At 38.2% G+C, this 24,459-nt stretch carries 29 protein-coding genes; 24 read left to right on the forward strand and 5 right to left on the reverse strand.

The genetic code is table 11. The annotated features are described in order from the left end of the window. Positions 1-13 precede the first annotated feature (13 nt). Entirely contained in the window at positions 14-292 is a 279-nt protein-coding gene (locus tag ACOZIR_RS04360; RefSeq protein WP_045289948.1) for a YokU family protein, read from the forward strand. 35 nt (positions 293-327) lie between these two features. Here ACOZIR_RS04360 and dat read toward each other — a convergent pair whose 3' ends face one another. Together dat and ACOZIR_RS04370 are read right to left on the reverse strand one after the other, a co-directional pair. Further along, positions 328-1,173, reverse strand: coding sequence for a D-amino-acid transaminase (dat, locus tag ACOZIR_RS04365; protein ID WP_045289946.1), 846 nt, complete (start codon positions 1,171-1,173; stop codon positions 328-330). A gap of 121 nt (positions 1,174-1,294) precedes the next feature. Continuing rightward, positions 1,295-2,332 carry an acyltransferase family protein gene (locus ACOZIR_RS04370; protein ID WP_045289944.1) on the reverse strand — a complete coding sequence of 346 codons (1,038 nt, stop codon included), beginning with the start codon at positions 2,330-2,332 and terminating at the stop codon, positions 1,295-1,297. 407 nt (positions 2,333-2,739) lie between these two features. Here ACOZIR_RS04370 and ACOZIR_RS04375 point away from each other — a divergent pair, with 407 nt between their 5' ends. The 3 genes from ACOZIR_RS04375 to ACOZIR_RS04385 all read left to right on the forward strand — a co-directional run bounded on the left by ACOZIR_RS04375 (position 2,740) and on the right by ACOZIR_RS04385 (position 4,280). Continuing rightward, on the forward strand, positions 2,740-2,955 hold the full coding sequence (locus tag ACOZIR_RS04375; protein ID WP_013058722.1) for a YozE family protein: 216 nt from the start codon (positions 2,740-2,742) through the stop codon (positions 2,953-2,955). Between the two features lie 202 nt (positions 2,956-3,157). After that, positions 3,158-3,844, forward strand: a complete 687-nt coding sequence (locus tag ACOZIR_RS04380; protein WP_013058721.1) for a hypothetical protein — start codon at positions 3,158-3,160, stop codon at positions 3,842-3,844. 265 nt (positions 3,845-4,109) lie between these two features. Then, positions 4,110-4,280, forward strand: coding sequence for a YozD family protein (locus ACOZIR_RS04385; protein ID WP_013058720.1), 171 nt, complete (start codon positions 4,110-4,112; stop codon positions 4,278-4,280). A 58-nt stretch (positions 4,281-4,338) separates the two neighbouring features. Here ACOZIR_RS04385 and ACOZIR_RS04390 read toward each other — a convergent pair whose 3' ends face one another. Next, positions 4,339-5,400, reverse strand: coding sequence for a DUF2515 family protein (locus tag ACOZIR_RS04390; RefSeq protein WP_045293991.1), 1,062 nt, complete (start codon positions 5,398-5,400; stop codon positions 4,339-4,341). 117 nt (positions 5,401-5,517) lie between these two features. On the opposite strand from ACOZIR_RS04390, the gene ACOZIR_RS04395 reads away from it, so the two are divergent. The 5 genes from ACOZIR_RS04395 (at position 5,518) to ACOZIR_RS04415 (ending at position 8,801) form a co-directional block, all read left to right on the forward strand. Beyond that, on the forward strand, positions 5,518-5,772 hold the full coding sequence (locus ACOZIR_RS04395; protein WP_114324454.1) for a hypothetical protein: 255 nt from the start codon (positions 5,518-5,520) through the stop codon (positions 5,770-5,772). 6 nt (positions 5,773-5,778) lie between these two features. Continuing rightward, entirely contained in the window at positions 5,779-6,612 is an 834-nt protein-coding gene (locus tag ACOZIR_RS04400) for a serine/threonine protein kinase (protein ID WP_045293987.1), read from the forward strand. Further along, positions 6,599-7,369, forward strand: a complete 771-nt coding sequence (locus ACOZIR_RS04405) for a sporulation protein (protein WP_045293985.1) — start codon at positions 6,599-6,601, stop codon at positions 7,367-7,369. Before ACOZIR_RS04400 ends, ACOZIR_RS04405 begins: the two co-directional genes overlap by 14 nt. Positions 7,370-7,604: 235 nt before the next feature. After that, positions 7,605-8,231 (forward strand): phosphatase PAP2 family protein, encoded by a 627-nt coding sequence (locus ACOZIR_RS04410; RefSeq protein ID WP_045293983.1) that lies wholly within the window; start codon positions 7,605-7,607, stop codon positions 8,229-8,231. Between the two features lie 246 nt (positions 8,232-8,477). Next, entirely contained in the window at positions 8,478-8,801 is a 324-nt protein-coding gene (locus ACOZIR_RS04415) for a hypothetical protein (RefSeq protein ID WP_013058713.1), read from the forward strand. Positions 8,802-8,852: 51 nt separating this feature from the next. On the opposite strand, the gene ACOZIR_RS04420 is transcribed toward ACOZIR_RS04415, so the two are convergent. Then, positions 8,853-9,005 (reverse strand): hypothetical protein, encoded by a 153-nt coding sequence (locus tag ACOZIR_RS04420; protein ID WP_013058712.1) that lies wholly within the window; start codon positions 9,003-9,005, stop codon positions 8,853-8,855. Positions 9,006-9,199: 194 nt separating this feature from the next. On the opposite strand from ACOZIR_RS04420, the gene deoD reads away from it, so the two are divergent. After that, on the forward strand, positions 9,200-9,904 hold the full coding sequence (gene deoD, locus ACOZIR_RS04425) for a purine-nucleoside phosphorylase (RefSeq protein WP_013058711.1): 705 nt from the start codon (positions 9,200-9,202) through the stop codon (positions 9,902-9,904). Between the two features lie 219 nt (positions 9,905-10,123). Then, complete coding sequence (locus tag ACOZIR_RS04430) at positions 10,124-11,572, forward strand: SulP family inorganic anion transporter (protein ID WP_045293981.1); 1,449 nt, start codon at positions 10,124-10,126, stop codon at positions 11,570-11,572. Positions 11,573-11,816: 244 nt separating this feature from the next. On the opposite strand, the gene ACOZIR_RS04435 is transcribed toward ACOZIR_RS04430, so the two are convergent. Continuing rightward, positions 11,817-12,983, reverse strand: a complete 1,167-nt coding sequence (locus ACOZIR_RS04435; RefSeq protein ID WP_013084672.1) for an FtsW/RodA/SpoVE family cell cycle protein — start codon at positions 12,981-12,983, stop codon at positions 11,817-11,819. Between the two features lie 669 nt (positions 12,984-13,652). Between ACOZIR_RS04435 and ACOZIR_RS04440 the strand changes: the two genes are divergently transcribed. The 13 genes from ACOZIR_RS04440 to ACOZIR_RS04500 all read left to right on the forward strand — a co-directional run bounded on the left by ACOZIR_RS04440 (position 13,653) and on the right by ACOZIR_RS04500 (position 24,452). Then, positions 13,653-14,198, forward strand: a complete 546-nt coding sequence (locus ACOZIR_RS04440; RefSeq protein ID WP_045293979.1) for a hypothetical protein — start codon at positions 13,653-13,655, stop codon at positions 14,196-14,198. A 162-nt stretch (positions 14,199-14,360) separates the two neighbouring features. Further along, the gene (locus ACOZIR_RS04445; protein WP_421535516.1) at positions 14,361-15,032 is read left to right on the forward strand and encodes a hypothetical protein; all 672 of its coding nucleotides are present in this window, start codon (positions 14,361-14,363) and stop codon (positions 15,030-15,032) included. A gap of 140 nt (positions 15,033-15,172) precedes the next feature. Further along, positions 15,173-15,799, forward strand: a complete 627-nt coding sequence (locus ACOZIR_RS04450; protein WP_045293975.1) for an FMN-dependent NADH-azoreductase — start codon at positions 15,173-15,175, stop codon at positions 15,797-15,799. A gap of 130 nt (positions 15,800-15,929) precedes the next feature. Continuing rightward, a complete protein-coding gene (locus ACOZIR_RS04455; protein WP_340141775.1) occupies positions 15,930-16,085 on the forward strand; it encodes a hypothetical protein in 156 nt (51 codons plus the stop codon). A gap of 279 nt (positions 16,086-16,364) precedes the next feature. Next, positions 16,365-16,862, forward strand: a complete 498-nt coding sequence (locus tag ACOZIR_RS04460) for a PTS sugar transporter subunit IIA (RefSeq protein WP_028415105.1) — start codon at positions 16,365-16,367, stop codon at positions 16,860-16,862. Between the two features lie 37 nt (positions 16,863-16,899). Next, a complete protein-coding gene (locus ACOZIR_RS04465; RefSeq protein WP_028410911.1) occupies positions 16,900-17,727 on the forward strand; it encodes a PRD domain-containing protein in 828 nt (275 codons plus the stop codon). Positions 17,728-17,905: 178 nt separating this feature from the next. Continuing rightward, complete coding sequence (locus ACOZIR_RS04470) at positions 17,906-19,285, forward strand: sucrose-specific PTS transporter subunit IIBC (protein WP_310878471.1); 1,380 nt, start codon at positions 17,906-17,908, stop codon at positions 19,283-19,285. 505 nt (positions 19,286-19,790) lie between these two features. After that, positions 19,791-20,609 (forward strand): membrane protein insertase YidC, encoded by an 819-nt coding sequence (gene yidC, locus ACOZIR_RS04475; protein ID WP_014458568.1) that lies wholly within the window; start codon positions 19,791-19,793, stop codon positions 20,607-20,609. A gap of 167 nt (positions 20,610-20,776) precedes the next feature. Beyond that, on the forward strand, positions 20,777-20,956 hold the full coding sequence (locus tag ACOZIR_RS04480) for a hypothetical protein (RefSeq protein ID WP_080890216.1): 180 nt from the start codon (positions 20,777-20,779) through the stop codon (positions 20,954-20,956). Between the two features lie 95 nt (positions 20,957-21,051). Further along, positions 21,052-22,257, forward strand: coding sequence for a TolB domain-containing protein (locus tag ACOZIR_RS04485; protein ID WP_340141776.1), 1,206 nt, complete (start codon positions 21,052-21,054; stop codon positions 22,255-22,257). Positions 22,258-22,292: 35 nt separating this feature from the next. Then, positions 22,293-22,802, forward strand: a complete 510-nt coding sequence (locus ACOZIR_RS04490; protein ID WP_045293972.1) for a GNAT family N-acetyltransferase — start codon at positions 22,293-22,295, stop codon at positions 22,800-22,802. Positions 22,803-22,921: 119 nt separating this feature from the next. Continuing rightward, positions 22,922-23,764, forward strand: coding sequence for an ATP-binding cassette domain-containing protein (locus tag ACOZIR_RS04495; protein WP_045293971.1), 843 nt, complete (start codon positions 22,922-22,924; stop codon positions 23,762-23,764). Position 23,765: 1 nt separating this feature from the next. After that, entirely contained in the window at positions 23,766-24,452 is a 687-nt protein-coding gene (locus tag ACOZIR_RS04500; RefSeq protein WP_340141777.1) for an ABC transporter permease, read from the forward strand. The last annotated feature ends 7 nt before the right edge of the window (positions 24,453-24,459 follow it).

Here is a 24,459-nt window from a genome sequence, read left to right on the forward strand (position 1 = left end):
GAGGTCCTGTAATATGACTGTTCAATGCGCATGGTGCGAAGAAGAAAAAGCGGTAGAAACAACCAATACCGCATACTGGGAATTGCCAGACGGAACAAGAAGTATCGAGATTACTCATATGCCATGTATCAGCTGTTCAAATTGCGGGATGTCATATCAAGAAGAAGAGATCATAGAAGAAGTGGAAACACAGCTGCTTCTGGTCGATACAAAAAAACTTGATGAATCCATTCGGTATGATGAGCTATTAAAAGTGCCAAGATTATTAAAGCGCAACTACTTTAAATTCTAAAAATCCGCCCCTTATTTTGTAAGGGGCGGATTTGTTTATTGATAAGCCTTTGTTCCAGCAGTACGCAGGCTGTAGGCGTGTTTTAAAGCCACTGTAACAGGACGAACAGTTGGAAGTTCGACTTCGTCTATTTTCGAAACGGGCAAAAGACCAACAGACGTGCTCGTAATAAAAACTTCATCCGCGTCTTTTAAAAAGGAAGGAGTCATATTTTGTTCTCGGATTTGAATGGCTTGTTCCTGCGCACATTCCAGTACGTTAGCGCGCGTAATACCGGATAGAATTTTTCTTGTGGCAGGAGTCGTGAACAAGACGTTGTCTTTTATGGCAAATACATTGCTGCTCGACCCTTCGGTTATGTATCCGTCTTTTACTAAAATAGCTTCTTTGCATTCTTTAGAAGCCGCAGCTTGTTTGGCCAGAAGGTTAGGAAGTAGGTTCAATGATTTGATATAGCAATTAGCCCATCGTTCATCTTCCAAAAGAAGCGTGGAAATGCCTTTTTCATAGGCTTCTTCAGGTGTTTGGCGAGGATGGCGTATTGTGAGCGCTAATTGTGCAGGTACATCGGGAAATAAATGATTTCGAGGAGCAATCCCGCGCGTAACTTGAATATAAATATCAGCGTCTTTTAACGTTGATTTTTCCATTGCTTGATGAATGATGTCTTTTAGCTCTTGTCTTGAAACAGGAAGTTCGATAAAAATTGCCTTTGCACTTCTTTCTAAGCGGTCTAAGTGACGTTCAATCGAAAACGGAACTCCTTTGTATACACGAATAAATTCATAAACACCGTCTCCAAACTGGTGACCGCGTTCATCAATTGGAATAACAGCCTCATTAATATCTCTAAACTCTCCAGCATAATATGCTAATTCCATCTTGAAAAACTCCCTTCCTTTAGATATTAAAACGTTAACATAAAATTCAGCAAAATGAAATTATTTACTTGGTTTCTCTAAAGAAAATGAAAAAAGTCATACTCCTTTAGGAGTATGACTTTTATGAAAACGTACGTTTGAATGCTAATGAAAATTTCTGAATGGCTTTTTTAGGTGTAACAAACTGAATGATGAGCTTGGTACCTGTGATGAACCAATCGACAATACGGCTGCCGAGAAGCATCGTTACTAAAATGGACAATGCGATTAAGACGATAATACCCCATGATGTTGGCTCTAGACTTTTTGAGAAGTCAGTTGTAAAGAACCATTTTAAAATGAAGCCGTGCAATAAATACACGTATAGAGATCGCTGTCCAATGCTTGTTAAAGCAAAACCGCGCGTTGGAATTAAAGCCATAAAGGCAAAAGATACAAGAAAAGCAATTCCATAGTGAGAAACGCGCATTAAAAATTCGACCACATTGTCGTACGTGTTCGTTCCATACAGCATATCTGTGTAAGCCGTGTCGTCTAAGAAAGAATAGCTTCCAATTAATGTAACTAGTAATACGATGGATGCAATGATTCGATTTCGCGCTGTCAAAAGATTTGTAAAAGGCTCTTGGCGCTGTGACAAATAGTAGCCCAAAAGGAAAAACGGGAAGAAGACAAACATTCGGCTAATGCTTAGAATTTTATCAAATCCGTCAATATCAATGAAGCCCATTGCAAGTCCAAGCGAAATAGAGACAGTTAAACTAATCCACATCGGGAATTTTGCAAAGAAAGGAAGCATTAATTTCCAAAAAATTAAGCTCAGTAGAAACCACATTGCCCATCTAGGAACCAAATATTGAAGCGTGTACGTTTCATCTGTATAAAGCACACTATAATAAAGGGTATAGATAGTTTGGAAAGCTAAGTAAGGAAGAGCCACCTTTGTAAATATTTTTTTGTAATATCCTTTTTTATGGAAATTTTTTGAGAAATAACCTGCTAGTAAAATAAAGACAGGCATATGGAAAATAAAGATAAAGTGATAAATGGACAGCATTCCGCTGCTATCTGTTCGGTACGGAGAAATCATGTGTCCAAATACAACTAAAAAAATTAATACGACTTTAGCATTATCAAAGTAAGCATTTCGAGTATTCATAGTATTATTTTTCCTCAACATATGCTGATGTAAACCTCCCACCAACAAGATTTATTTAAATGGCGATTATTGTTAGAATAACCTTTCACTACGGAATTAAAACATGAATTCTTCTTTTTTGCAATTACATAAAGGCTTGAGAAACCTGTCGATTCAACGCTTTTGTTATAAAAACGATGTGTTTTTGTTACAAATGTCTTTTTGAAAAAAGAAAAATATTGATATAACAATATTTATTCGTTACGCTAATAGTGAAATTTGTTTTGCAACTGTAACATGAATTTAATATTTTTTGTCCAGTAAAACACTTATATTGCAGTGTTCGACATCTACATATCACAGAAGAAGTTGTAGATTTCTTAAGAAAATGATAGAAAAGATACACGTACCGCTGGAGGGGGAGTACAATGAAATCCTTTTATCACTATATAATGAAATTCCGATCAAATAAAAAACATGATCGAATGGGAGAGTTTGCGCGAAGTGCTTATGATGATCACAGCTTCCCGAAATCTTCAACAGATTATGACGAACTGAGTTCTTATTTAGAGCTTAACGGACATTATTTATCAAGTATGACCGTATTTGATGAAGCATGGGAGCTTTATCAAAATAATGCGTGAGAAATAAAAAAGCGGGCTGATGGATATCCATCAGCCCGCTTTTTTATTTTCTTTAGCTCATGCACTAAGCAGGAGGAAAAATGATAGAGGACAATAGATAATAAAGGCTTGGTTCTAAAGATGTTACACTTCCCCTTTTTTAGTTACTGCATATAATATTGTAACTTTTCAGTAGGTGTATGTTTACTAAGGAGGTGCGACGATGGCAGGGAAGAAAAAACCTAAATACGGAATTGGTGAAACAGTCGTTGTAACAATATACGGGACCGTTGGCACTATTACCGATATAAAAGTGATGGATGGGATTTTTGTATACGAAATCAACCATAGTGAAGGTCTTTTTTTAGAAGATACAATTGAACTTCTAGAAGAATATGAAGGTCAAATATTAGTACAGGAAAGAGTAGAGCTTGAATATAAATTTTTCTTCGGCGATATCGTCCAGGTTTTTAATTATGGAAAAGAGTTATTTAAAATCATTGGTATTCGAACAGAAATATGGCGTTATAAAGAGGATTCATGGGAAGATATTGTCTATGAATTGTCACGTGTAACAGATGGAGAATGGCTTGAGGCTAGTGAAGAAGAACTCATTCTCGTAACTCCTCATGAGGAAACAGAAAATTACGCTCAAAGTGTTGATATGTTGTATTTAGGTAAAGAAATTAAAAAGACGGAGTTGCTACCAAAGATGAAAAAACAAAACGGTTCTGAAAAAGAAGAAGTGAGGTTAACTAAAGAAAAGCATGAGATTATAAACGGTCTTTTAGATGTGTACAATGATTATAAATTTTTGTATGAGCTTTTTGAAGATGAAGAATATGCTGAAGTCATGAACTTAGTGCTGAAACATTTAAAAAAGATAGCAAAATCCGAACAAGGAAAATAGCAGGTAGATGCCTAATAAATAAAAGATAGCCAAGATAGATCATTACATCTCTCTTAGCTATCTTTTATTGTGTATGCGGCGATGGTAATGAAAAAAGGATGGGTATAATTACCTTTCTATTTAAACTGCTGAAATTTTAGACATACTATTGCCGAATTGTTCATAAATGTGTATAAGGTAAAACTTCAAGCAGAAGATGGAGTGAACCTATTTTTAAGAAAAATAAGGTACGCTAATCCGTTCAAACGGGAAAAGGAGTGATATTGTGAAAGAAATCGAAGTGGTCATTGATACGGAAGAAATTGCGGAGTTCTTTTACAATGAACTAGTCAAGCGAGGCTATGTTCCCGCTGAAGAAGAGCTAGGCGAATTAGCGGATATAACTTTTGATTATCTCATTGATAAATGTATTATTGATGAGCAAGATGAAGAATAAAAAGATGGATACATCTGTAACGACGGGGAAACTCGTCGTTTTGTTTATGAGACAGCGATTATGAAAAAGGATTAGCAGCTTTAATAGCGGATTGCACTTTTATATGATGCTGAAGGGGAATTTTTTTAACTGATGAAGCGGGAATAGACTCAAGGAGAGAAAATATGCTTTCGTCTTCAAACCACTCATCTTTTCTTAAAAAAAGGTGTACGCGGTCTCCCCAGCTCATATTTAAAGTCGGGCTATACAGCTTTTTAGAATGAGTTCGATTCTTTGTAAATATATCCGAATTATAATCGCTTCGAGACCCTGTGTGGGCGTGTTTAAGGCTAAAAGCATAAATAGCATCATACAAGTTTGAATAAAAAAGAAGAACATATAAAGTTTTTCCCACTTCAATCCGTCTTAAGACAGACTCAAAATGATACACTTTCGTTCCACTTAACTCCATCTTATTACCTGAATAATAGGGAAAGACGATTTGAGTCATACCGAGAAAGTTTTGAGTGTGAAACTGCCAAGAGTGAAGAACATCACGCTGAAACTCTTTTTTAAAGAGAACATTTTTTTCGATATGATACTGTTCGTTCACAATCATGGCTATTGATAAGAGCGTTTTGTTTCTATGCTGCCAAAAGTCATTCCAAACAGCTATCATAAAAGAAGATATGTGAAAAGCGGGGAGTAAATGAAACAGATTGCTGTTTTGCTCTTTGCTTTTTTCATAGAGCAACAGCTGAGCGTAAGCATCATGAAAAATGGCCGAGTTGGAATGTTCTAAAAACAAGAAGTACGCGTGCTGTTTTTCTGATGAAAGCAGGGATTTTATTAAGGTAGTGGAGAGATCTGTCATATAATAGCCGCCGTTTCGTGAAACTAAGTGTGCTAAAAGAGCCCAGTGAATTTCAGGGTGTTTTTGATAATACTCCAAATAAGCTTGTGTACGTGTAATATTGTTTTGATTAGCTTTTTTTACTTTTCTTCGAATTTCTTTAATCCATTTTACATCTTCTCCGATAAAAGAGAGCGGGAGAATAGCAGGAGGTTTGTGCTGCATTGTTTGCTGCAGACGAAGAACATCCTCCAATTTAATGAGAGAATTGGTGTCAGTAGAAGTCATGTTAGGCCTCCTTTGAAACGTTTAACTATTTAAAAAAAGGGTAAGGGACTTTTTGAAACCTTTATAACATTTCGTACGTATAAAGGGTAACAAATGTTAAGAAAAGAGGTTTTCTTTATGTTCAGAAAAATATTTGAATCATTAACTGGATCTAAACATCGCCGCTACAGCAGCAGTGATCGACACTACCGACGTCCGCGCCACTACAGCAGCAGTGACCATCATTACAGACGTCCACGTCACCATAGCAGCAGTAGCGATTATAAACGAAGCAAATATTATGACAGCCACAGTCATTCAAAATATGGCCATCACCATTACAAGCGCAAACGTAAAAGCGGAAGCTTCTTCTCAAGCTTTTTCTCAAGTTGATTTGGAATGAAAAATCAAATGTTCAAACACTTTCATCGCTGGCTAGTTGACCGTCCTTTTAAAAAAGGAACAGTCATTTGTGAGCGCTATGAAATCATAAATATACTGGGAATGGGGAGCTATGGTATAACATATGTTGCTAGTGACATTGTGCAACAAAAAGAGGTAGTAATAAAGCAGCTCCGCAAAACGAAGCAGCGCACTCCTCAGGGGCTGAAGTCTTTTCATTATGAAGCAAAACTGCTGTCTCAGCTAGATCATCCTCAAATCCCTTCGCTGTATGAAGCTGTTGAAATAGATGAAGGGTGTTTTCTAGTGATGGAGTTGATCCAAGGAAAAACATTTGAAGATTTAATTTTTGAAGAGAAGTGCGTATATACGGAAGAAAAAGCGCTTGACATTTTACTTGATATTCTAGAAGTAGTTTCCGCTATTCATGAGCAAGGAATCGTTCACCGTGATCTTCGTATTCCAAACATTATTGATGTTAAAGGGACCATTTATGTTATTGACTTTGGTCTTGCTAGATTTTTGGGAGATCATGAAGAAACAAGCAGCCTTATAGAAGAACAGCAGTTTATGAGACAAACATCTGTTGCAAGCGACATCTATGCGCTTGGTCATTTTCTTTTATTTTTATTATACTCTGGTTATGAGCCGACGGAGAAACAAGAAAAAAGCTGGGAACAAGAACTAAGCTTGTCGGCGCCCATTAAAACCATCATTCAAAAAATGCTGAGAGCAGATGAACCGTATGAAAGTATTAAAAGTTTACAAAAAGACATTTATGACTATATAAATAGTAAGAACTCGGGGAGGGAAAAGCATGGCGCTATTTAATAAAGCGTTAGCCCGCATTGGAATTGGTGCAGCGCGTGTAGATGCTAAGCTTGTCAATGATGAATTTCGTGCTGGTGAAACGATTGAAGGGATTGTTGAAGTGTATGGAGGCAATGTTGAACAGAAAATTGACAGCATCTATCTGCGTCTATTCACAACCTATGTAAAAGAAAGAGACGATAAAAAATACAAGCAGGACATTGAACTTAATACGTTTAAGATTAACGACCCGTTCACGATCCAACCATCTGAAACCAAGTCTATTCCTTTTACCTTTCAGCTGCCTGATGATACGCCTGTTACCTTAGGGAGAACCCGCGTGTGGGTGGCGACGAGCCTCGACATTAAAGATGCGGTTGATCCGTCGGATATTGATCATGTAAAAGTGCTTCCTAATCAGATGGTAACAAGTACAATTGAAGCCATGGAACAGCTTGGCTTTCGCTTGCGCCAAGTCGAGTGCGAAGAAGCTCCTCGCAGGATGAGAAAAAGACTTCCTTTTGTTCAAGAATTTGAATTTGTTCCAAGCGGGGGAGTGTACGCTGGGAAAGTAGATGAAATTGAAATCATCGTGCAGCCAAGCGGCTTGCATGACTACGATTTATTTATAGAAGTGGATCGACGAGCCAGAGGATTTGGCGGGTTTTTATCTGAAATGTTAGATGCAGATGAGGCGCTCGTTCGTATTCAAGTTTCTGAAAGAGAAATTCCTCAGTTGAAAAATAGATTAACCAATATTATTTCACGCTATAGCTAACGTGCATAGCTCTCCTTTTTTTTTCGTATATTAAAGACAGTAAAAAGAAAGGAGAGAAGTATATGCCGCAATCAAAGCAAACGAAAAAAATAAATGCAAAAGAGGAATTTTCGGCTGAATTTGTCGTTCATCAAGCTCCTAAGCCAGAAGACTATATTCAGCCAAAACGTGTGAATAAGTAAAGCATGTAGAACGCTACATGCTTTTTCTTTTAATAGGTTGGAGGAAATAAAAAATGGTAAATCGCACTACAAAATATTCTCTATTTATTGTATCGCTTTTAGCTTTCTTTTTACTCATTTTATTTACGTTTAATACACCTTGGGTGAAACAGCTTGATTTTAATGTACTTCATACCATTGAAGGATGGAGGACGGACACGTTAACACCCATCATCATATTTATAACAACCGTAGGATCTTGGTATGTCACTGCACCAATATGGTTTGCGATTATAGTATTTCTTCTTTATAAACGAAAAGGATTGCTCGCTTTATATATCACGCTCGTTTTTTGGGGAGTTCGCGCTTTGAATTGGGGATTAAAGGAAATTTTCGCAAGGCCAAGACCTGATTGGAGTCAAGTCGTTCCTGCCTCTCACTATAGTTTTCCGAGCGGACATGCCATGAACTCAATGGCGTTTTACAGCGGAGTACTTTTGTTGATATGGATGTATACAAGAAGCAGGGCTATTAAAACGGTAGCTGTATGCGTAATTGCTATTATTATTTTATTAATTGGATTTAGCCGTTTGTATTTAGGCGTACACTTTTTAACGGATATACTAGCAGGATATTGTTTAGGACTTGCTTGGTCCTTAGGGGTCTACCTACTTTCTAAGCGCCTATATAACCAAAAATAGGAGCAATGGTTACATTTTTTTCGTTAATATTTCATTTTGTTTAAGTGGGCCTATTGATTCATCCATTCAAAAACAACTAATGATAAAATGGGAAACAAATATTTTATGTACATGTTTAATAAGAAAAAACTAGTAATTTCGACAAAAAACGTTTTGATTCGATAAAGGGTTTTCGGATTTTATCACTAATTATATAAGAATACATGACGTAAAAGAGTAAATACTTGCTTTTGGGTGGAGGGAAGAATGTTGAGTGTGTGGACCACAATAAAAAAACAATTTAATATTAGCACAGAATATGATGTAACCATTATGCAAACAGAAGAAAAAGGCGAAAAGCGCGGATATAAGCCTGTCCATCGTCTAACGATTACAGCATTCGATCATCAAGACGCAGCAACACAAGTATTTCAAATGTTTAATATTGCTGATAATTTGCCAAAAGATTGTGATGCAAGGTTTATTAGCACAGGCGATATTTTGTTAATTGATGAAGGTACTCGGGGGAAGTATTACTACAAGCTATGGACAGACGGCTGGCAAAAAGTAAATCGTCTGCACGTACGTTAAACATAAGGTAAAAGCGACCTATCTGGCCGCTTTTTATTTATATGTTGACTCTTAGTAATCACGAGTATGATGACCAGGGCCATTTTTTCGATTTGTTGCTGAATATTCATCTCCATGGGCTTCATGTTCTGCTATAATTGCTTCCTTTGGAATATGATTATTCTTTTTAGGCGAATTAATTCGGTTGCGATGTTTTTTCCCCATACATATCACCTCAGCTAAAGTTAGTAAATCCCTTGCGCTATTAGTGTATCCTTATATAAAAAGACATACTACGCCATTTTTTGGGCGGTATGTCTTTTTATTTTTGACGCATAATGTTAGAAGTAAATAGACAAGCAAGGGATACAATATGGTATAGTGAAAGCGTAAGATTTTTTACATATAGGAGGTACGAAATGAGCGTACATATTGGGGCAAAACAAGGTGATATTGCAGAAACGATTTTACTTCCAGGTGATCCACTTCGTGCAAAATACATTGCAGAAACATTTTTAGAAGATGTAACTTGCTATAACGAAGTGCGCGGTATGCTTGGATTCACAGGAACATATAAAGGAAAGCGCGTTTCTGTTCAAGGAACAGGAATGGGTGTACCATCAATTGCTATTTATGTAAATGAACTAATGAATGAATATGGTGTTCAAAACCTAATTCGCGTTGGTACATGCGGAGCAATTCAAAAAGATGTAAAAGTACGTGACGTTATTTTAGCCATGTCTTCGTCAAGTGATTCACAAATGAACCGTGTTAAATTTGGTCCTATTGACTATGCACCAACAGCTAACTTTGATTTATTAAAGCGCGCTTACGATGCAGGTGTTGAAAAAGGCCTTCAGTTAAAAGTAGGAAGTGTATTTACATCTGATCAATTTTACAATGAAGACGGCCAGCTAGAAAAATTAGCAGCTCACGGCGTATTGGCAGTTGAAATGGAAACGACGGCTCTGTATACGCTAGCCGCTAAATACGGCCGTAATGCTTTATCGGTTTTAACAGTAAGTGATCACATCTTCACTGGTGAAGAAACAACGTCAGAAGAACGTCAAACGACGTTTAACGATATGATTGTTGTTGCGCTTGAAGCAGCAATTAATGAATGAACATAATTTCAGTTCGTTTATTTGCTGAATGGCAGTGAAATGCCATCGCGTAACAAATAAAAAGACGAGAAGCAATCAAGCTTCTCGTCTTTTTATTTGTGAAAATTAATTGTTTCCAAATAGGAAATTGTATGGTACGATTTGATACGTTAAAAACGGCTTTGATTTTCGTGAAAGTCGAAAATCGTATAAAAAATTTATAAGAGGTGATAAACCATCATGATGGCAAGTATTAAACAGCAGTGGTTTTCAAACGTTCGAGCAGATATTTTGTCTGGGATGACAGTTGCTCTTGCGCTTATTCCAGAAGCCCTTGCTTTTTCCATTATCGCCGGTGTCGATCCCATGGTTGGCCTGTATGCATCTTTTTGTATGGCAATTGTGATTGCTTTTACAGGCGGAAGACCAGCTATGATTTCAGCTGCAACAGGAGCGATGTCTTTATTGATGATTAACTTAGTCAAAGATCACGGCATTGAGTATTTATTTGCAGCTACTGTTTTAACCGGAATCATTCAAATTTTACTTGGTGTTTTGAAAGTAGGAAGGTTTTTATCGTTTCTTCCTCAAACAGTGATGATTGGATTTGTAAATGCGCTCGGTATTTTAATTTTTACCGCACAGCTTCCGCATTTTGAAGGAGCAAATTGGATGATGTACGCAATGGTAGCCGGAACGCTGCTCATCGTCTATTTATTTCCGCTCATGACCAAGGTAATACCATCGCCGCTTATAGCGATTGTCTTGATGACGATTGTAGCGATTGTCTTTCATTTAGATTTAAAAACGGTAGGAGATATGGGGAATATTACGCGTTCACTGCCGGTTCTTCACTTTCCAAAGGTTGATTTATCAGTGGATACACTGCTCATCATTTTACCTTATTCACTTCCTTTGGCGATTGTAGGTCTGCTTGAGTCTATGCTAACGGCAACGGTACTGGACGAAATTACAGATACGCCTTCGAATAAAAATAAAGAAGCGCGCGGTCAAGGCATTGCTAATATTGTAACAGGCTTCTTTGGAGGAATGGCTGGCTGTGCCATGATCGGACAATCTATGATTAATGTAAAATCAGGGGGACGAGGAAGATTATCTACCTTAGTCGCGGGAGTCTTTTTATTGTTCTTAATTATGGTGCTTGGCGATGTTGTTAAACAAATTCCAATGGCTGCTCTTGTAGGCGTTATGTTTATGGTAGCTGCCGGTACATTTGATTGGCAGTCCCTTAAAGACTTAACGAAATATCCGCTATCAGATGCCATTGTAATGGTTGTTACGGTGGTTATCGTATTATTTACACATAACTTAGCACTAGGAGTAATGGTAGGTATTGTGTTAAGTACCATTGTATTTGGCTGGAAGATGGCTAAAATCAAAACAACTTCACAAACAGAAGGCAATATGAAACAATACAGGGTTTCAGGGCAATTATTTTTTGCCACCATCAGTTTCTTTATGGATGAATTTCAGTATGAAACAGACCCAGATACGATTATTATTGATTTTAGTTCTTCTCATATATGGGATCAATCGGCCGTGATTGGCATCTCGAAAATTATCGATAAGTACGAGCGATTGAATAAAAAGGTTATTGTAAAAGGACTAAATGAAGAGAGTAAAAAAATCGTAAGGCAAATTGGCTTAACGTCGCTGACGCATAAATAAAAGGTGTGCAATTGCACACCTTTTTCTATGTGTTTCGTTTTAGTAGCTGTATGAGCCAGGTGAAAAAAGAAGTTGTAGATGAAGGTACGGATGTCTGCTTTAACAAAATAGCATAGGCTTTGCGCCGATATTGGTAATCAAGCATGCATATCTACTCCTTTTAAAACAGGTTTTGAAAGCGTTTTCTTTATTGTAGCATGCTTAATAGGGAGATAAAAGAAAAAAGAGAGACCATCGTCTCTCTTTAATCATTTCCAAACATATAGCGTTTGTGATGCCATGAGATTCCAAACATCAGACCCATTGCAAACATGTTCCCCATCAGTGAACTACCTCCATATGAAATAAAAGGAAGTGGAATTCCGGTAATAGGCAAGACTTGAATGGTCATACCGATATTTTGAAATACGTGGAACGTAAGCATTGAAATAACGCCTACACATAAGTAAGAATTGAATTCATTTTTTGTTTCAAGGCCTAGCTTGATCAAGTAATAAACGAGTACGAAGAAAAGACTAATAACAATGCTGGCGCCTATAAAGCCAAACTCTTCTCCAATAACCGCAAAAATAAAGTCGGTCTGTCCCTCTGGCAAATAGACCACTCCATTTCCGATCCCTTTACCGTTTACCATTCCTGACCCAATCGCATCTAACGATTTCTTTAAATGATAGCCCTCTCCCGAACTATACGACTCAGGATCAAGCCAAGAATAAATACGTCCAAATTGGTATTGCTTAACCCCTAGATACTTTTCTAATAGGCTAGGTGCATAAACAACAAGTCCCAAAATGACAGAACCAACCGCTGTAATACCTAAAAATGCAGGCGCGATGATTTTCCAGCTTACGCCTGAAACAAATACAAGTCCAACTGTGATTGCTAAGAACACAAGAGCGGTACCTAAGTCAGGCTGCTGCATGATTAACAATAAAGGTAAAGCAAGTACAGCGCCTAGTTTACCAAGCAGTAAAAAGTCTTCTCTTACTGTTCGGATACGATATTTTTCATTGTGTTTAACAATGACCGTACTCAGCGTGATAATCAAAAACACTTTCATAAACTCTGATGGCTGCAACGAGAAGCCGGGAAGTGTGAACCAACTTTTTGCCCCGTTAATTTCTCTGGCAATACTTGAAGGAGCCACTAGTAAAAGAAGCAATAAAAAGTTCCCAAATCCATAAAAAACCCACGTTAGCTTTTGAAGCTGATCGGAGTCAAAACGCATGACAAATCCTATAATCACCATTCCAATAATATAAAAAACAACTTGTTGCGCTACGAAGTTCTTATCATACTGCCCAATTTTTTCAGCACTATGGATTGCCACAACGCTTACGCAAAACAATAGGAAGATTAGGAAAGCCAAGTTCCAGTCAAATCTACTAACATTTCTTTGATTTTCACCCATATTATTCACCTGTCACTATTAAATCTCATTCTTTCTTTATGATAAAAGAAAAATGCTGGTTTTTAATGCAAAGTCGATTAATGAAGAGTCGCACTAACCCCACTTTGCAGTTTTTGCTTTGAATATAGACTTGCTAAAAGTAAGAAAAGATATATCGCAAGCTGCGTTACCATACAGCCTTTTATTATACATGAATTATTCTATAACATAAATAGGAGAAATGATAACAATTTCTTTTTTCTAAAAACTCTATTTGCAGGGATTTATTCAATTCATCTTCTTTATCTCCTTAAAGGTTAATATGAAAACATATTATAGGAATTTATCTTTTTTTGCACGTGAAAAGATAAAGAAACGTGTGCATATATAACGAAAGAAAGGGGCAAATAGTTTCATATGAACGACTGAAAAATTCTAAACTGCGAGGACTAAATCTAGCAAGCTATACATATGAATAATAGTAAAGGTAAGAGAAAGTGTTCTACACTATCTTTTTCTACATGCAGACATTCAACTTCTTAGCACCCCCCACAAGTAAACAGTCATATTCTACTTTCTTACTGATGAACGTATGGAAGGCATAGGGGTAGATTACCGAATAAAAGACACAGGATATTAGGAAAATAATAGATAGAGATTAATAGAATCATAACGTAGAGAGGTGTGTTTATGATCATAGGGGCAAGTGTGACAGCATTTTTATTATTATGGTGGACAATTTTTTATAGCGGGCGCTACTATCATTATGTTTCAGAGCCTGTTGGCAAAAGAATTTCCCTTCACGTAGGCATACACGTCACCTTAGTGGTTGGGGTGAATGCATGTCTCTGGCTTGAGCAGCCGCTGCTTTTTTCTAGCATTTTAGCAGGGTGTGCAGGCCTAGGAGCCGGATGGTTTGTAGGGATTCCTTTTTCGGTAAAAAGTATTTTAAGCGGAATAATGGGGGGGATAGGAACGGGTGTTAGTTTTTATATCTCTATGAGCATGTGGATGGATCAATTTAACTGGCTATCTTTTTTATTGATAGGAACGAGCGTTATTTTTAGCGGAAGCTTGTTATTTCAAGTGTTAAAATCGATTCCGTCATTTGAAAAGGTACTGGTGAAAATGTGGGTTCAACACCCTTTTTTGATAGCTCCTATTTTGATTACCGTATTTTGGCTGTATAATTTTATTGAAAAATATTTTCCACAAGCAGATCCAACACGCAAGTAGTTTCCGTGTTGGATTTATTACTTCTTCCGATAAGGCTCCCCCTTTTAAGCTCACCAAGTTTGACATCGTTCGATTAGTCTATAGAAGGTAAAAGTAGACATTCACCTATCTTCATTATGATGCATATTGTAACGTAGCAAGCATTATAAAGGGGGAGTGTGTATGTATCCATATCAATACGATCCACGTTTTCAAAATTTGTTTCCACCTGGAGGAGGAGGCCAAGGGTTTCCATCGTTTCCACCTGGAGGAGGAGGCCAAGGGTTTCCATCGTTTCCACCTGGAGGAGGAGGCCAAGGGTTTCCATCGTTTCCACCTGGAGGAGGAGGCCAAGGGTTTCCATCGTTTCCACCTGGAGGAGGAGGCCAAGGGTTTCCATCGTTTCCACCTGGAGGAGGAGGCCAAGGGTTTCCATCGTTTCCACCTGGAGGAGGAGGCCAAGGGTTTCCATCGTTTCCACCTGGAGGAGGAGGCCAAGGGTTTCCATCGTTTCCACCTGGAGGAGGAGGTCAAGGATTTCCATCGTTTCCACCTGGAGGAGGTCAAGGGTTTCCGCCGCAGGGAGGAGCGCAGCCGCCTTCAAGTCCGCCGCCAGCTTTTACACCTGCACCAAAGCTAGGTTCAGGAGGCCCATCACTTTATGCTGTTGATCCAGGCGCTATTTCAGGATGCTTATACCGATACACCTATATATGGCCGAGATATGGTCGACCTTACTGGTTTTACCCAACCTTTGTAGGCAGACGCTCAGTTGCAGGATATCGCTGGACAGGATCTTTCTGGGTGTATGCTGGGGTAGATGTAAATCAAATTCGAGAATTTCAATGTGTATAAAACTCCGCTTGCGGAGTTTTTTTGTGCGAAAAGGTTGACGCATAAAAAATGACGTTATATAATAAATCTCGAATTAAAGATAATTTGTTTAGTAATATCTCGAATTAATAATAATAGACACTTTTTAGGAGATGACATTTATGGCAAATGTATTATATGTAAAAGTAAATCCGCAGGTTGATGAAGCATCATTTTCAACTCGTTTAGCACAGGTTTTCTTAGATGAGTATAAAACAGCAAACCCGACTGATACAGTGACAACGCTTGATCTGTATAAAGAAACAGTTCCATTCATTGATGGAGATGTTTTAGCAGCATGGGGAAAAGCTGGAGCTGGTGAAGAATTATCAGCTGTTGAATTAGAAAAAGTAACGCGCATGGGTGAATTAGTAGAGCAGTTTTTACAAGCTGACAAAGTGATTTTCTCAGCTCCAATGTGGAACTTAAGCTTTCCTCCACTAATGAAAGCATATATTGATAACATTTTAATTGCAGGAAAAACGTTTAAATATACTGAAAATGGTCCAGTAGGATTAGCTTCAGATAAAAAAGTAGTATTACTAGAAGCTCGTGGAGGCGTGTATTCAGAAGGCCCTGCGGCAGAGCTAGAATTTACTCAAAGCTATTTGCGTACAGTGATGAGCTTCATTGGTGTTCAAGATTTCCAACTGGTTGTTGCAGAAGGCATGGCTTACACACCAGCAGAAGCAGACAATATTCTAGCAAAAGCATCTGAAAAAGCAAAAGAAGTTGCGTCAACGTTCTAATCTCAAGAGGCTGGGACAAAAGGATTTTAGACGAAGTGAAAAACGAACCACTGATCAAGATGTTTGATTAGTGGTTCGTTTTTTTTGTTACAGTAAACGTAGGTTTCATGTTCGTAAGTCTTTCTAGCAGTTGATTGGAGGGCAAGCCGAAGACTCCTGCGGGAAAAGTGGAATAGGTGAGACCCCACAGGAGCGTATGCGACGAGGAGGCTCAGCGACCCCCCGCGGAAAGCGAAGTCTTGCACGGAAATCAACGGCGGTGTCAAAAGCGGTTCGGCTCATGTAAACAAGTTGTTCGTCTTTAGATTGGATTCATTTTTTTATGTCTCAACCTCTTTTTTAGGTTTAAAATTCAATATCCATCCTTAAGAAGATGTATAAAGGGTTACATGAAGTGCAGCATAGAGAACGTGCTTCTTATAAAAGCGCTTATACATTTTTATTTACAAGACAAAAAAAGCATGGTTAAATAATGACCATGTTAACGTAATACCGGGATAGGGGAAGTTTTTCTGCAGAATCATTGGGGTATGCTACAAGTACAATCTAAAAAAGGGTGATTGAGATGTTTAAAAAATTATTTGGTAATAAGACAAAATCAAAAGAAACAACCGTTCTAGCTCCGCTTTCAGGTAATATCCTGCCAATCAGCGAAGTGCCAGATCCAGTGTTCGCACAGAAGATGATGGGAGACGGTTTTGCAATCGAACCTTCAGAAGGACAAGTTGTTTCACCCGTTGCTGGGGAAGTAGTTCAGCTTTTTCATACAAAACATGCGGTAGGCTTAAAAACAGAAGCCGGTACAGAAGTATTAATACATATCGGCCTTGAAACAGTGGCAATGGAAGGCGAAGGATTCGAAGCTCACGTAACACAAGGTGACAAAGTAAGTGTAGGAACACCTCTTATTACGTTTGATTTAGCGCTTATTCAAGAAAAAGCGAAAAGCATTATCACACCAATTGTTATTACAAATAGTGATGCAAGTGAAAGTTTCGAAATTTTGGCTCAAGGGACGGTTCAAAAAGGCGAAACGGCTTGTGCAAAAGTAACGATGAAGTAATAAGCAAGGCCTTTTCCTTTAAGAAAGGAGAGCGCATTTGAAGATTTTAAAAGTGTTAAATAACAATGCCGTTGTCTTTAAGGAAGGCGGAGTTGAAAAGATTGCGATGGGTCCCGGTATCGCTTTTCAAAAAGGTAAAAATGATCTTATTAATGCTGCGAAAGTGGAGAAAGTCTTTGTCATGAAAGAAGAACAGGAAAAGTTTCAAGAACTATTAAAAAACCTTCCTGAAGAACATATTCAAGTGGCGGAAGAAATCATTTCTTATGCTGAGCAGCAGCTTTCTGCTACGCTAAGTCATCATGTGCATATTGCTTTGAGCGATCATTTATCCTTTGCTGTCGAAAGGATAGCCCGCGGAATTTCCATACAAAATAAATTGCTTAATGAAATTAAATCTCTCTATCAGCCTGAGTATGCAATAGGAGTGTGGGCTCTTCAGCATATCAAAAAGAGGCTAGATATCACGATGCCGATTGACGAAGCAGGATATATTGCGCTTCATATTCATACGGCGAAACTGAATTCACCGGGAATGCAGCAGCTAATGATGAATACAACGATTATTAATGAAATGGTTACGATTATAAAAAAAGAGCTGAATATGGAGATTGATGAAAACAGCATGTCCTATCAGCGTCTGCTGACTCACTTGCGCTTTGCGTTAAATCGTTTAGCGCAAAATGAACCTTTTCATGAGATGGATGAAGAGATGCTCGACGTATTAAAAGTCAAATATAAAAAATCGTATCAGTGCGCTGAAACGATAAAGCAATTTGTCAAAGATGAGTACGAAATTAATTTTCCAGAAGCGGAGTTAGGCTACATCACGCTTCACATTTGCCGAATAGAGCAAAGAATATAGAAAAAAACATTGACGAATATTGTTGCTTTGAGTACAATGAAAGCGTATTAATTGAATAATCGGGATTGTGACTGGTAAAGCAGGCAAGACCTAGAATGCGCATAAAGGACAAGTATGTCTTTTGTAAGCGTATTTTAGGTCTTGCTTTTTTTATGACATACAACAAGGAGGAAGTAAGATGGACGTAAAAGAAATTGCTAAAAAGCTTGTTCCGCTTTTAGGAGGAAAAGAAAATATTACTAGTGCCCAGCACTGTGCTACGCGTTTGCGCCTCGTTATTCGAGATGAAAGCAAAATCGATCAAAAAGGTTTGGATGAAATAGAAGATGTAAAAGGGGCTTTTTCAAATTCAGGACAGTTTCAAATCATTTTTGGAACCGGTCTCGTTAATAAAATCTATGCTGCTTTTATGAAAGAACTAGGTGCTGAAGAAGCTGCTGCCCCAGCGGATCACCAAGAAGAAATGAAAAAGAAAATGAACCCATTTGCCCGTTTTGCCCGCATGCTTTCCAATATTTTTGTTCCCATTATTCCAGCCATTGTAGCCAGTGGTTTACTAATGGGGCTGCTTGGAATGATGAAAGCGTTCCACTGGGTCTCAGAAGATAGTGCGTTATTTGTCTTATTGGATATGTTCTCAGGCGCAGCATTTATCATTTTACCGATTTTAATTGGATTTTCAGCTGCAAAAGAATTTGGTTCAAACCCTTATCTTGGAGCGGTTATCGGAGGGATTTTGACACATCCGATGTTATTAAATCCATGGACATTAGCAGATGCTAAACCAGAATATATGGATTTGTTTGGGTTAAGTATCCCGCTGATTGGCTATCAAGGTACGGTCGTTCCAATTTTATTAGCTATCTACGTCATGAGTAAAATTGAAAAGGGACTCCGGAAAATTGTGCCGAATTCGGTTGATTTACTTGTTACGCCTTTTTTAACTGTTATTATCACGGGCTTTGTGTCACTTGTGTTTATTGGTCCTTTCGGCCGCTATATTGGAGATTTAATTTCGATCAGCCTTCAGTCTCTATACGATGTAGCCGGAGTGTTTGCGGGGATTTTGTTTGGTGGCTTATATTCAACCATTGTATTAACAGGCTTGCAGCATAGTTTTCATGCTATTGAAGCAGGACTGCTTGCTAATCCGAAAATTGGCGTTAACTTCTTACTTCCTATTTGGGCCTGCGCCAATGTGGCGCAAGGAGGAGCAGGGCTGGCTGTTTACTTTAAGACGAAAAATGCCAAAACGAAAAAAATTGCGATTCCGGCGGCCATATCTTCCTTCTTAGGAATTACAGAACCGATTATTTTTGGCGTCAACTTACGCCTTCGCAAGCCATTTATTGCTGCGGCTATAGGTGGAGCAGCCGGGGGAGGCTACGTTGTACTTATGCACGTGGTAGCCAATGCATACGGACTCACAGGTATTCCAATGATGGCAATCGCCGCACCGCTTGGTATGAGCAATTTAATTCACTATATCATCGGTATGATTATCTCTGTGGGTGTAGCATTCGGCGTTACGTGGTTCATGAAACTAAAAGAAGACTGAAAACCAGCGTTAAGCATACAACAATAGAGAATGGTATTAGATTTGCTCATCATATCTTGTGGTGAGCAAATTTTGTGTCGTAAATATGAAACTTTTTAAAAAGTAATACGTAGAACAGTCAAAGAGATAAGTTGATGTTGTGTAACAGGAACGTAAATGCTACACTACATATATTGGATTGTACTATTATAGTCAGAAAGAGAGCTGGCACATGGAATTTTATCACGATCTTTTTCTATATGCGCCGTATTTATCTGCTTTCGTTTTATACATCCTTTGTTATTATATGCTTCGTGAAGCTAGGTTTACGGCTTTTCATGCGGAACCTGTCACCGACCATGTGAATGCAGGGATCGATCCTTCAGTATTAACGATATGGAAAAGACGAAATGTATTTATACATGTGTATAGAAAAACACCAGTTAAAGAGAAGAATAATGATGAAGAAGATCCTTTCCTTCTGAAAAACACTTCATACATTTAGTCATTATTAGGAGGAAAGAATATGAAAAGAAATAAAAAATTATTATTGCTTGGTTTAATGGGAGCGCTTCTTTTAGCTCTAGCCGGCTGTAGCAGTACAAAAACACCGGTTACGGCTACAAGCGGCGGATTCTGGGATCATTATTTTGTTTACCCTTTATCTATGGCATTAACGAAAATTGCTGAGTGGGCAGGCGGAAGCTATGGTCTGTCTATTATTATTGCGACGGTTATCATTCGTTTAGTTCTATTGCCGCTTATTTTAAAACAGCAAAAGAGCACGATGGCTATGCAAGCACTTCGTCCAGAGATGGAAAAGATTCAAAAGAAATATGCTGGTAAAAAAGATCCAGAAACACAGCAAAAGCAGCAAAAAGAAATGATGCAGCTTTACCAAACGCACAAAATTAATCCGGTTGGCGGATGTTTGCCAATCTTTATTCAAATGCCTATTATTATCGCATTTTATAATGCCATTGCACGAACGCATGAAATTGCGCAGCATTCATTCTTATGGGTAAGTTTAGGAAAGCCAGATCCTTACTTTATTTTACCGGTAGTTGCAGCGATTACGACATTCTTACAAATTCGTGTAAGTATGACGGATGAAATTCAACCTCCAATGAAAATGATGATGAACATTATGCCAATCTTCATTTTAGTAGCGGGAATTTCACTTCCATCTGCTCTTGCATTGTATTGGGTAATTGGTAACTTATTCGGAATTGGACAAGGTTACTACTTGAAAAAACGTATGAGTTTATTAAAAGAAAAAGATGCGGCTAATAATGCAGCACAAGCTAAAACAAAGCCATCACCAAAATCTAAGTCAAAATCATAATATACAAAAAGCGCAGCTATTCGCTGCGTTTTTTTATTATTTAAAAAGAGGCTGGGACAAAAGTAGTTTAGCCGAAGTGAAAAACGAACCATTAATCAAAATATCTGATTAGTGGTTTGTTTTTTTATGGTGAACGGAGATTTCATCTATTTCGTTGCTTCTAGCAGTTGATTGGAGGGCTAGACGAAGACTCCTGCGGGAAAAGCGGAAGAGGTGAGACCCCACAGGAGCGCAAGCGACGAGGAGGCTCAGCGGCCGCCCGCGGAAAGCGAAGTTTTGCACGGAAATCAACTGTGGTGTCACAAGAGGTTCAGCTCATGTATCTCATTTGTTGGTCTTTCGATTAAATTCATTTCTTTATGTCTCAACCTCTTTTATTTTTTCAAAAATGTGATGAGATGAGAAGATTTGTGTAACGCTATAAAAAAAGACAGGAGTGAACATGGTGAAAAAAATAGCGTTATGTCTGCTTTTTCTTATATTGTTCCCGATGCAAATAAATGCTGCCAATACAGTGAAAGTCAGTTTTATACGGGAAGGAAACCTATGGATATATGATAACGGCACCGAAAGGCAGTTATCATATGGCCGTCATGCCTCTATGCCTCAATGGTCATCTCATGGAGGTATGGTTGCATATGCAGAAAATGATTCTTTAATGATTGCACCGTTAAAAGGAAAACGGCTGCTTGTTGAACATGATGTGACTCATTATCAATGGTCACCGGTTGCCGAGGAGCTTGCGTATATTTCGAATGGAATCTTAGTATATTACAACGTTAAAACGCATGAAAAGAAGCGTGTAGCCGTAGGAGTTGATCAATTTTCATGGTTTCCGGAAGGAGATCGATTTTTAATTACGTCAGCTGCTGCGCTGGCGCCCACGGGATGGGGACCGGTAAAGCTATATACAGTGAGTAAATATGCAGGGTTAGACGTAAAAAAAGTGGAGGCTTTTACGACGCTGCCAGCAGAAAATGATTCATTTTTTGCGTATACAACAAGCAGCTTTAAATGGTCTCCTAACGGTCAATGGATTAGTTTTATAGCTATTCCAACGGCTTCGATGTCTGCAGATGCAAATAAGCTGTGCATTATTACAAAAGAAGGAAAAGCTTTTCAAGTAGTGGGAGATATGCTTAATGTACCCAATTGGTTTAAGTGGAGTAATGAAGAGCAAGTACTGGCATTTATTAATGGAGAAGGAAGGTTTGCCACCGAAAATAAAAAGTTCACTTTAAAAGAGATGCCGGTTTTTAAAGAACATGTGTATACTCCAAAAGGCTTCGCAGATTGGGATTTCACTTGGACAGAAAAAGATAACATCATCATTTCACGTGTGCCCGAAGCAGGGTGGTCGAATGATGAAAAAAAGAGGCGGCTGCCCTTTTTGTATAGTATGAATGTAAAGACCAATAAGCAAAGTCAGTTCACATTTCCGCAAAAAGGCTTAGGAGATTACGCGCCTGTTTATCATAAAGCAACGAATCAAACGATGTGGATTCGCACAAATCGAAAACAAGCAAATCTTTTAACACGCGTAAAAGATACGAAAAATGACAAGATACTCATTTCAAACTTAGACCTGCCGGGAAATTATTATGAGCTGTATCGGTGGAATGAAGTATTTAGCGTGTACAGTCCTTAATAGCTAATTAAAACATAAGAAACTAAGGTGAAAAGATGAATATACGATTGTTGGCAAAAGAAGACGCTGACGTGTACTTTGAACTCCGTCTTCGTGCTTTAAAAGATCATCCCGAAAGTTTTATTTTAAGTTATGAAGAAGAATATGAAAAAGAAATTGCTGATATCCGAAATTATTTTCCAAGCAGCCAATCAGAATTTGTAGTAGGAGCTTTTATGGAAAAACAGCTTGTGGGGATTGTAGGGTTTCAGCAGCAAAAGCCTTTAAAAGTTCAGCATAAAGGAGATATTTGGGGCATGTACGTAGCCCCTGAAGCAAGGGGGAAAGGTCTTGGGAAGACGCTGTTAAAAGCCGCTGTTGAACAAGCTTTTTCCAAAACGAATGTTTTGCAAATCTATCTAGCTGTCGCTGCTGAAAATGAAGGGGCAAAAGCCCTATACAAAAGCCTCGGTTTTACTTCTTATGCGTATGAAAAAAGAGCTCTTCAAGTAGATGGTGAATTTATTGATGAAGAGCATATGGTATTGTCTATGAAAAGCCTTTGATCATATCAAAGGCTTTTTTGTACGGGAAAAATTTAGCTGAAACGTATAGAGATGGAAGCACATTCCCCCTAAATATGCTATGATTTAACATATAGGATTATGGAAAGGCGAGGCAGCAGATGGAAAAACTGATTGAATTAAAAAATGTTGCAAAAGTATACAAAAAACATACCGTGTTAGAAAACGTTCATACGACGCTTTATAAAGGAGAGACTGTCGCGATTGTTGGAAAAAACGGTGCGGGGAAAAGTACGTTTTTAAAGCTAATTGGGGGATTATCTAAACCGACTAAAGGGACGGTTCACCTTCATAAAGAAACCGGTACGCCTGGATTTGTGGTAGAACAGTTTCCTCAGGAGCTGCGTTTTACACTAGCAGGATATTTGCAGCATATGGGGCGAATTCAAGGGTTGTCTAAGAAAAAGCGCAGCTCTAGAATTGAAGAGTTGCTTGAAACTTTCGAAATGGTAGAGTTTAGACATGAAGAAATTATTTCTTTTTCAAAAGGAATGAAGCAAAAAGTCAACATGATGCAAGCACTGCTGAGTTCTTCTAAGCTGCTATTGCTTGATGAACCTCTATCAGGATTAGATGCTCGTGCTCAGCTAGAAGTAGAACGGATTTTTACAAAGCTCAAAGAACGAGGGATGACCATTGTATTTACGTGTCATGAAGAAAGGCTCATTCATGCTGTAGCGGATCGTGTTATCACTATTGGCTCGCAGCGCATTTTAAAAAATGAGCGCGTTCAACTCATTGAGCATTTAACGGTTATTGAGGCAAATGTCATTCTCAATAAGCCGCTTCGTTTATTAAAAGAAAAGTGCATGAAAATTGAACAGCACGGAAACTACTGGATTTTTTACATAGATAAAAAATATGTAAATGAGTTTCTTGCAGAATTACTTGCTGTTCAAGCTGAAGTTGTAAAGCTATATCATATGGAAAGGGAAGAAATTTAAGATGGGCGCATTGATTCGCTATCATTTTATTACATATATTAAATCGTATCGATATATTCCGCCGCTTGCACTTTATATTATTTCGCTATGTATGAACTATACATATAGACCGAACCCGGTACTTGATAGCTTTTTTAATACTGCACTTTTTCTCTTTTTTCTAACTACTTGGTTTACAATGTCGCTGTTTCACGCAGAAGATTCCAGTCAAGAAGTTATTACAAAACTTCACGTAGGGAAAAAGAATAAGTACTTTACGAGCAAACTTATTAGCTGTGTTCTGCTGTTTACATTTTTATCGGCGGTTTCAATTGCTTATCCCGTGCTGCTTGATATGTTTGAAATGGATATATCCACTAAGCAAATGGTGTTTGGGTTTATTATTCACTGGACGTTTAGTTTGCTTGGTATGAGCATAGGTCTTGTTTTTACAAGAGATGTTGTAAGAGAAGGCAGCTTATCGTGGTTTGGACCTCTATTTATTTTAATCATTACGCTTGCAGCGGCAGGCGTTTCCTTTCCGTATCAAGGAGGCGGACTGCTGCTGTATGTACTGCCACCCGTATCTGCAATCATTCAATTTGTTAACGAAGGATTAAACAAATTTTTGGTGTTTGGCTGGGCTTTGCTTTATGCTATAGCACTAATTAGCCTGTACTTGTGGCGAGCGAATAGAAGAGATGCATAAAGAATAA

It is taken from the genome of Priestia sp. D3YE.R1, assembly GCF_049199565.1.
GTDB lineage: Bacteria > Bacillota > Bacilli > Bacillales > Bacillaceae_H > Priestia > Priestia aryabhattai.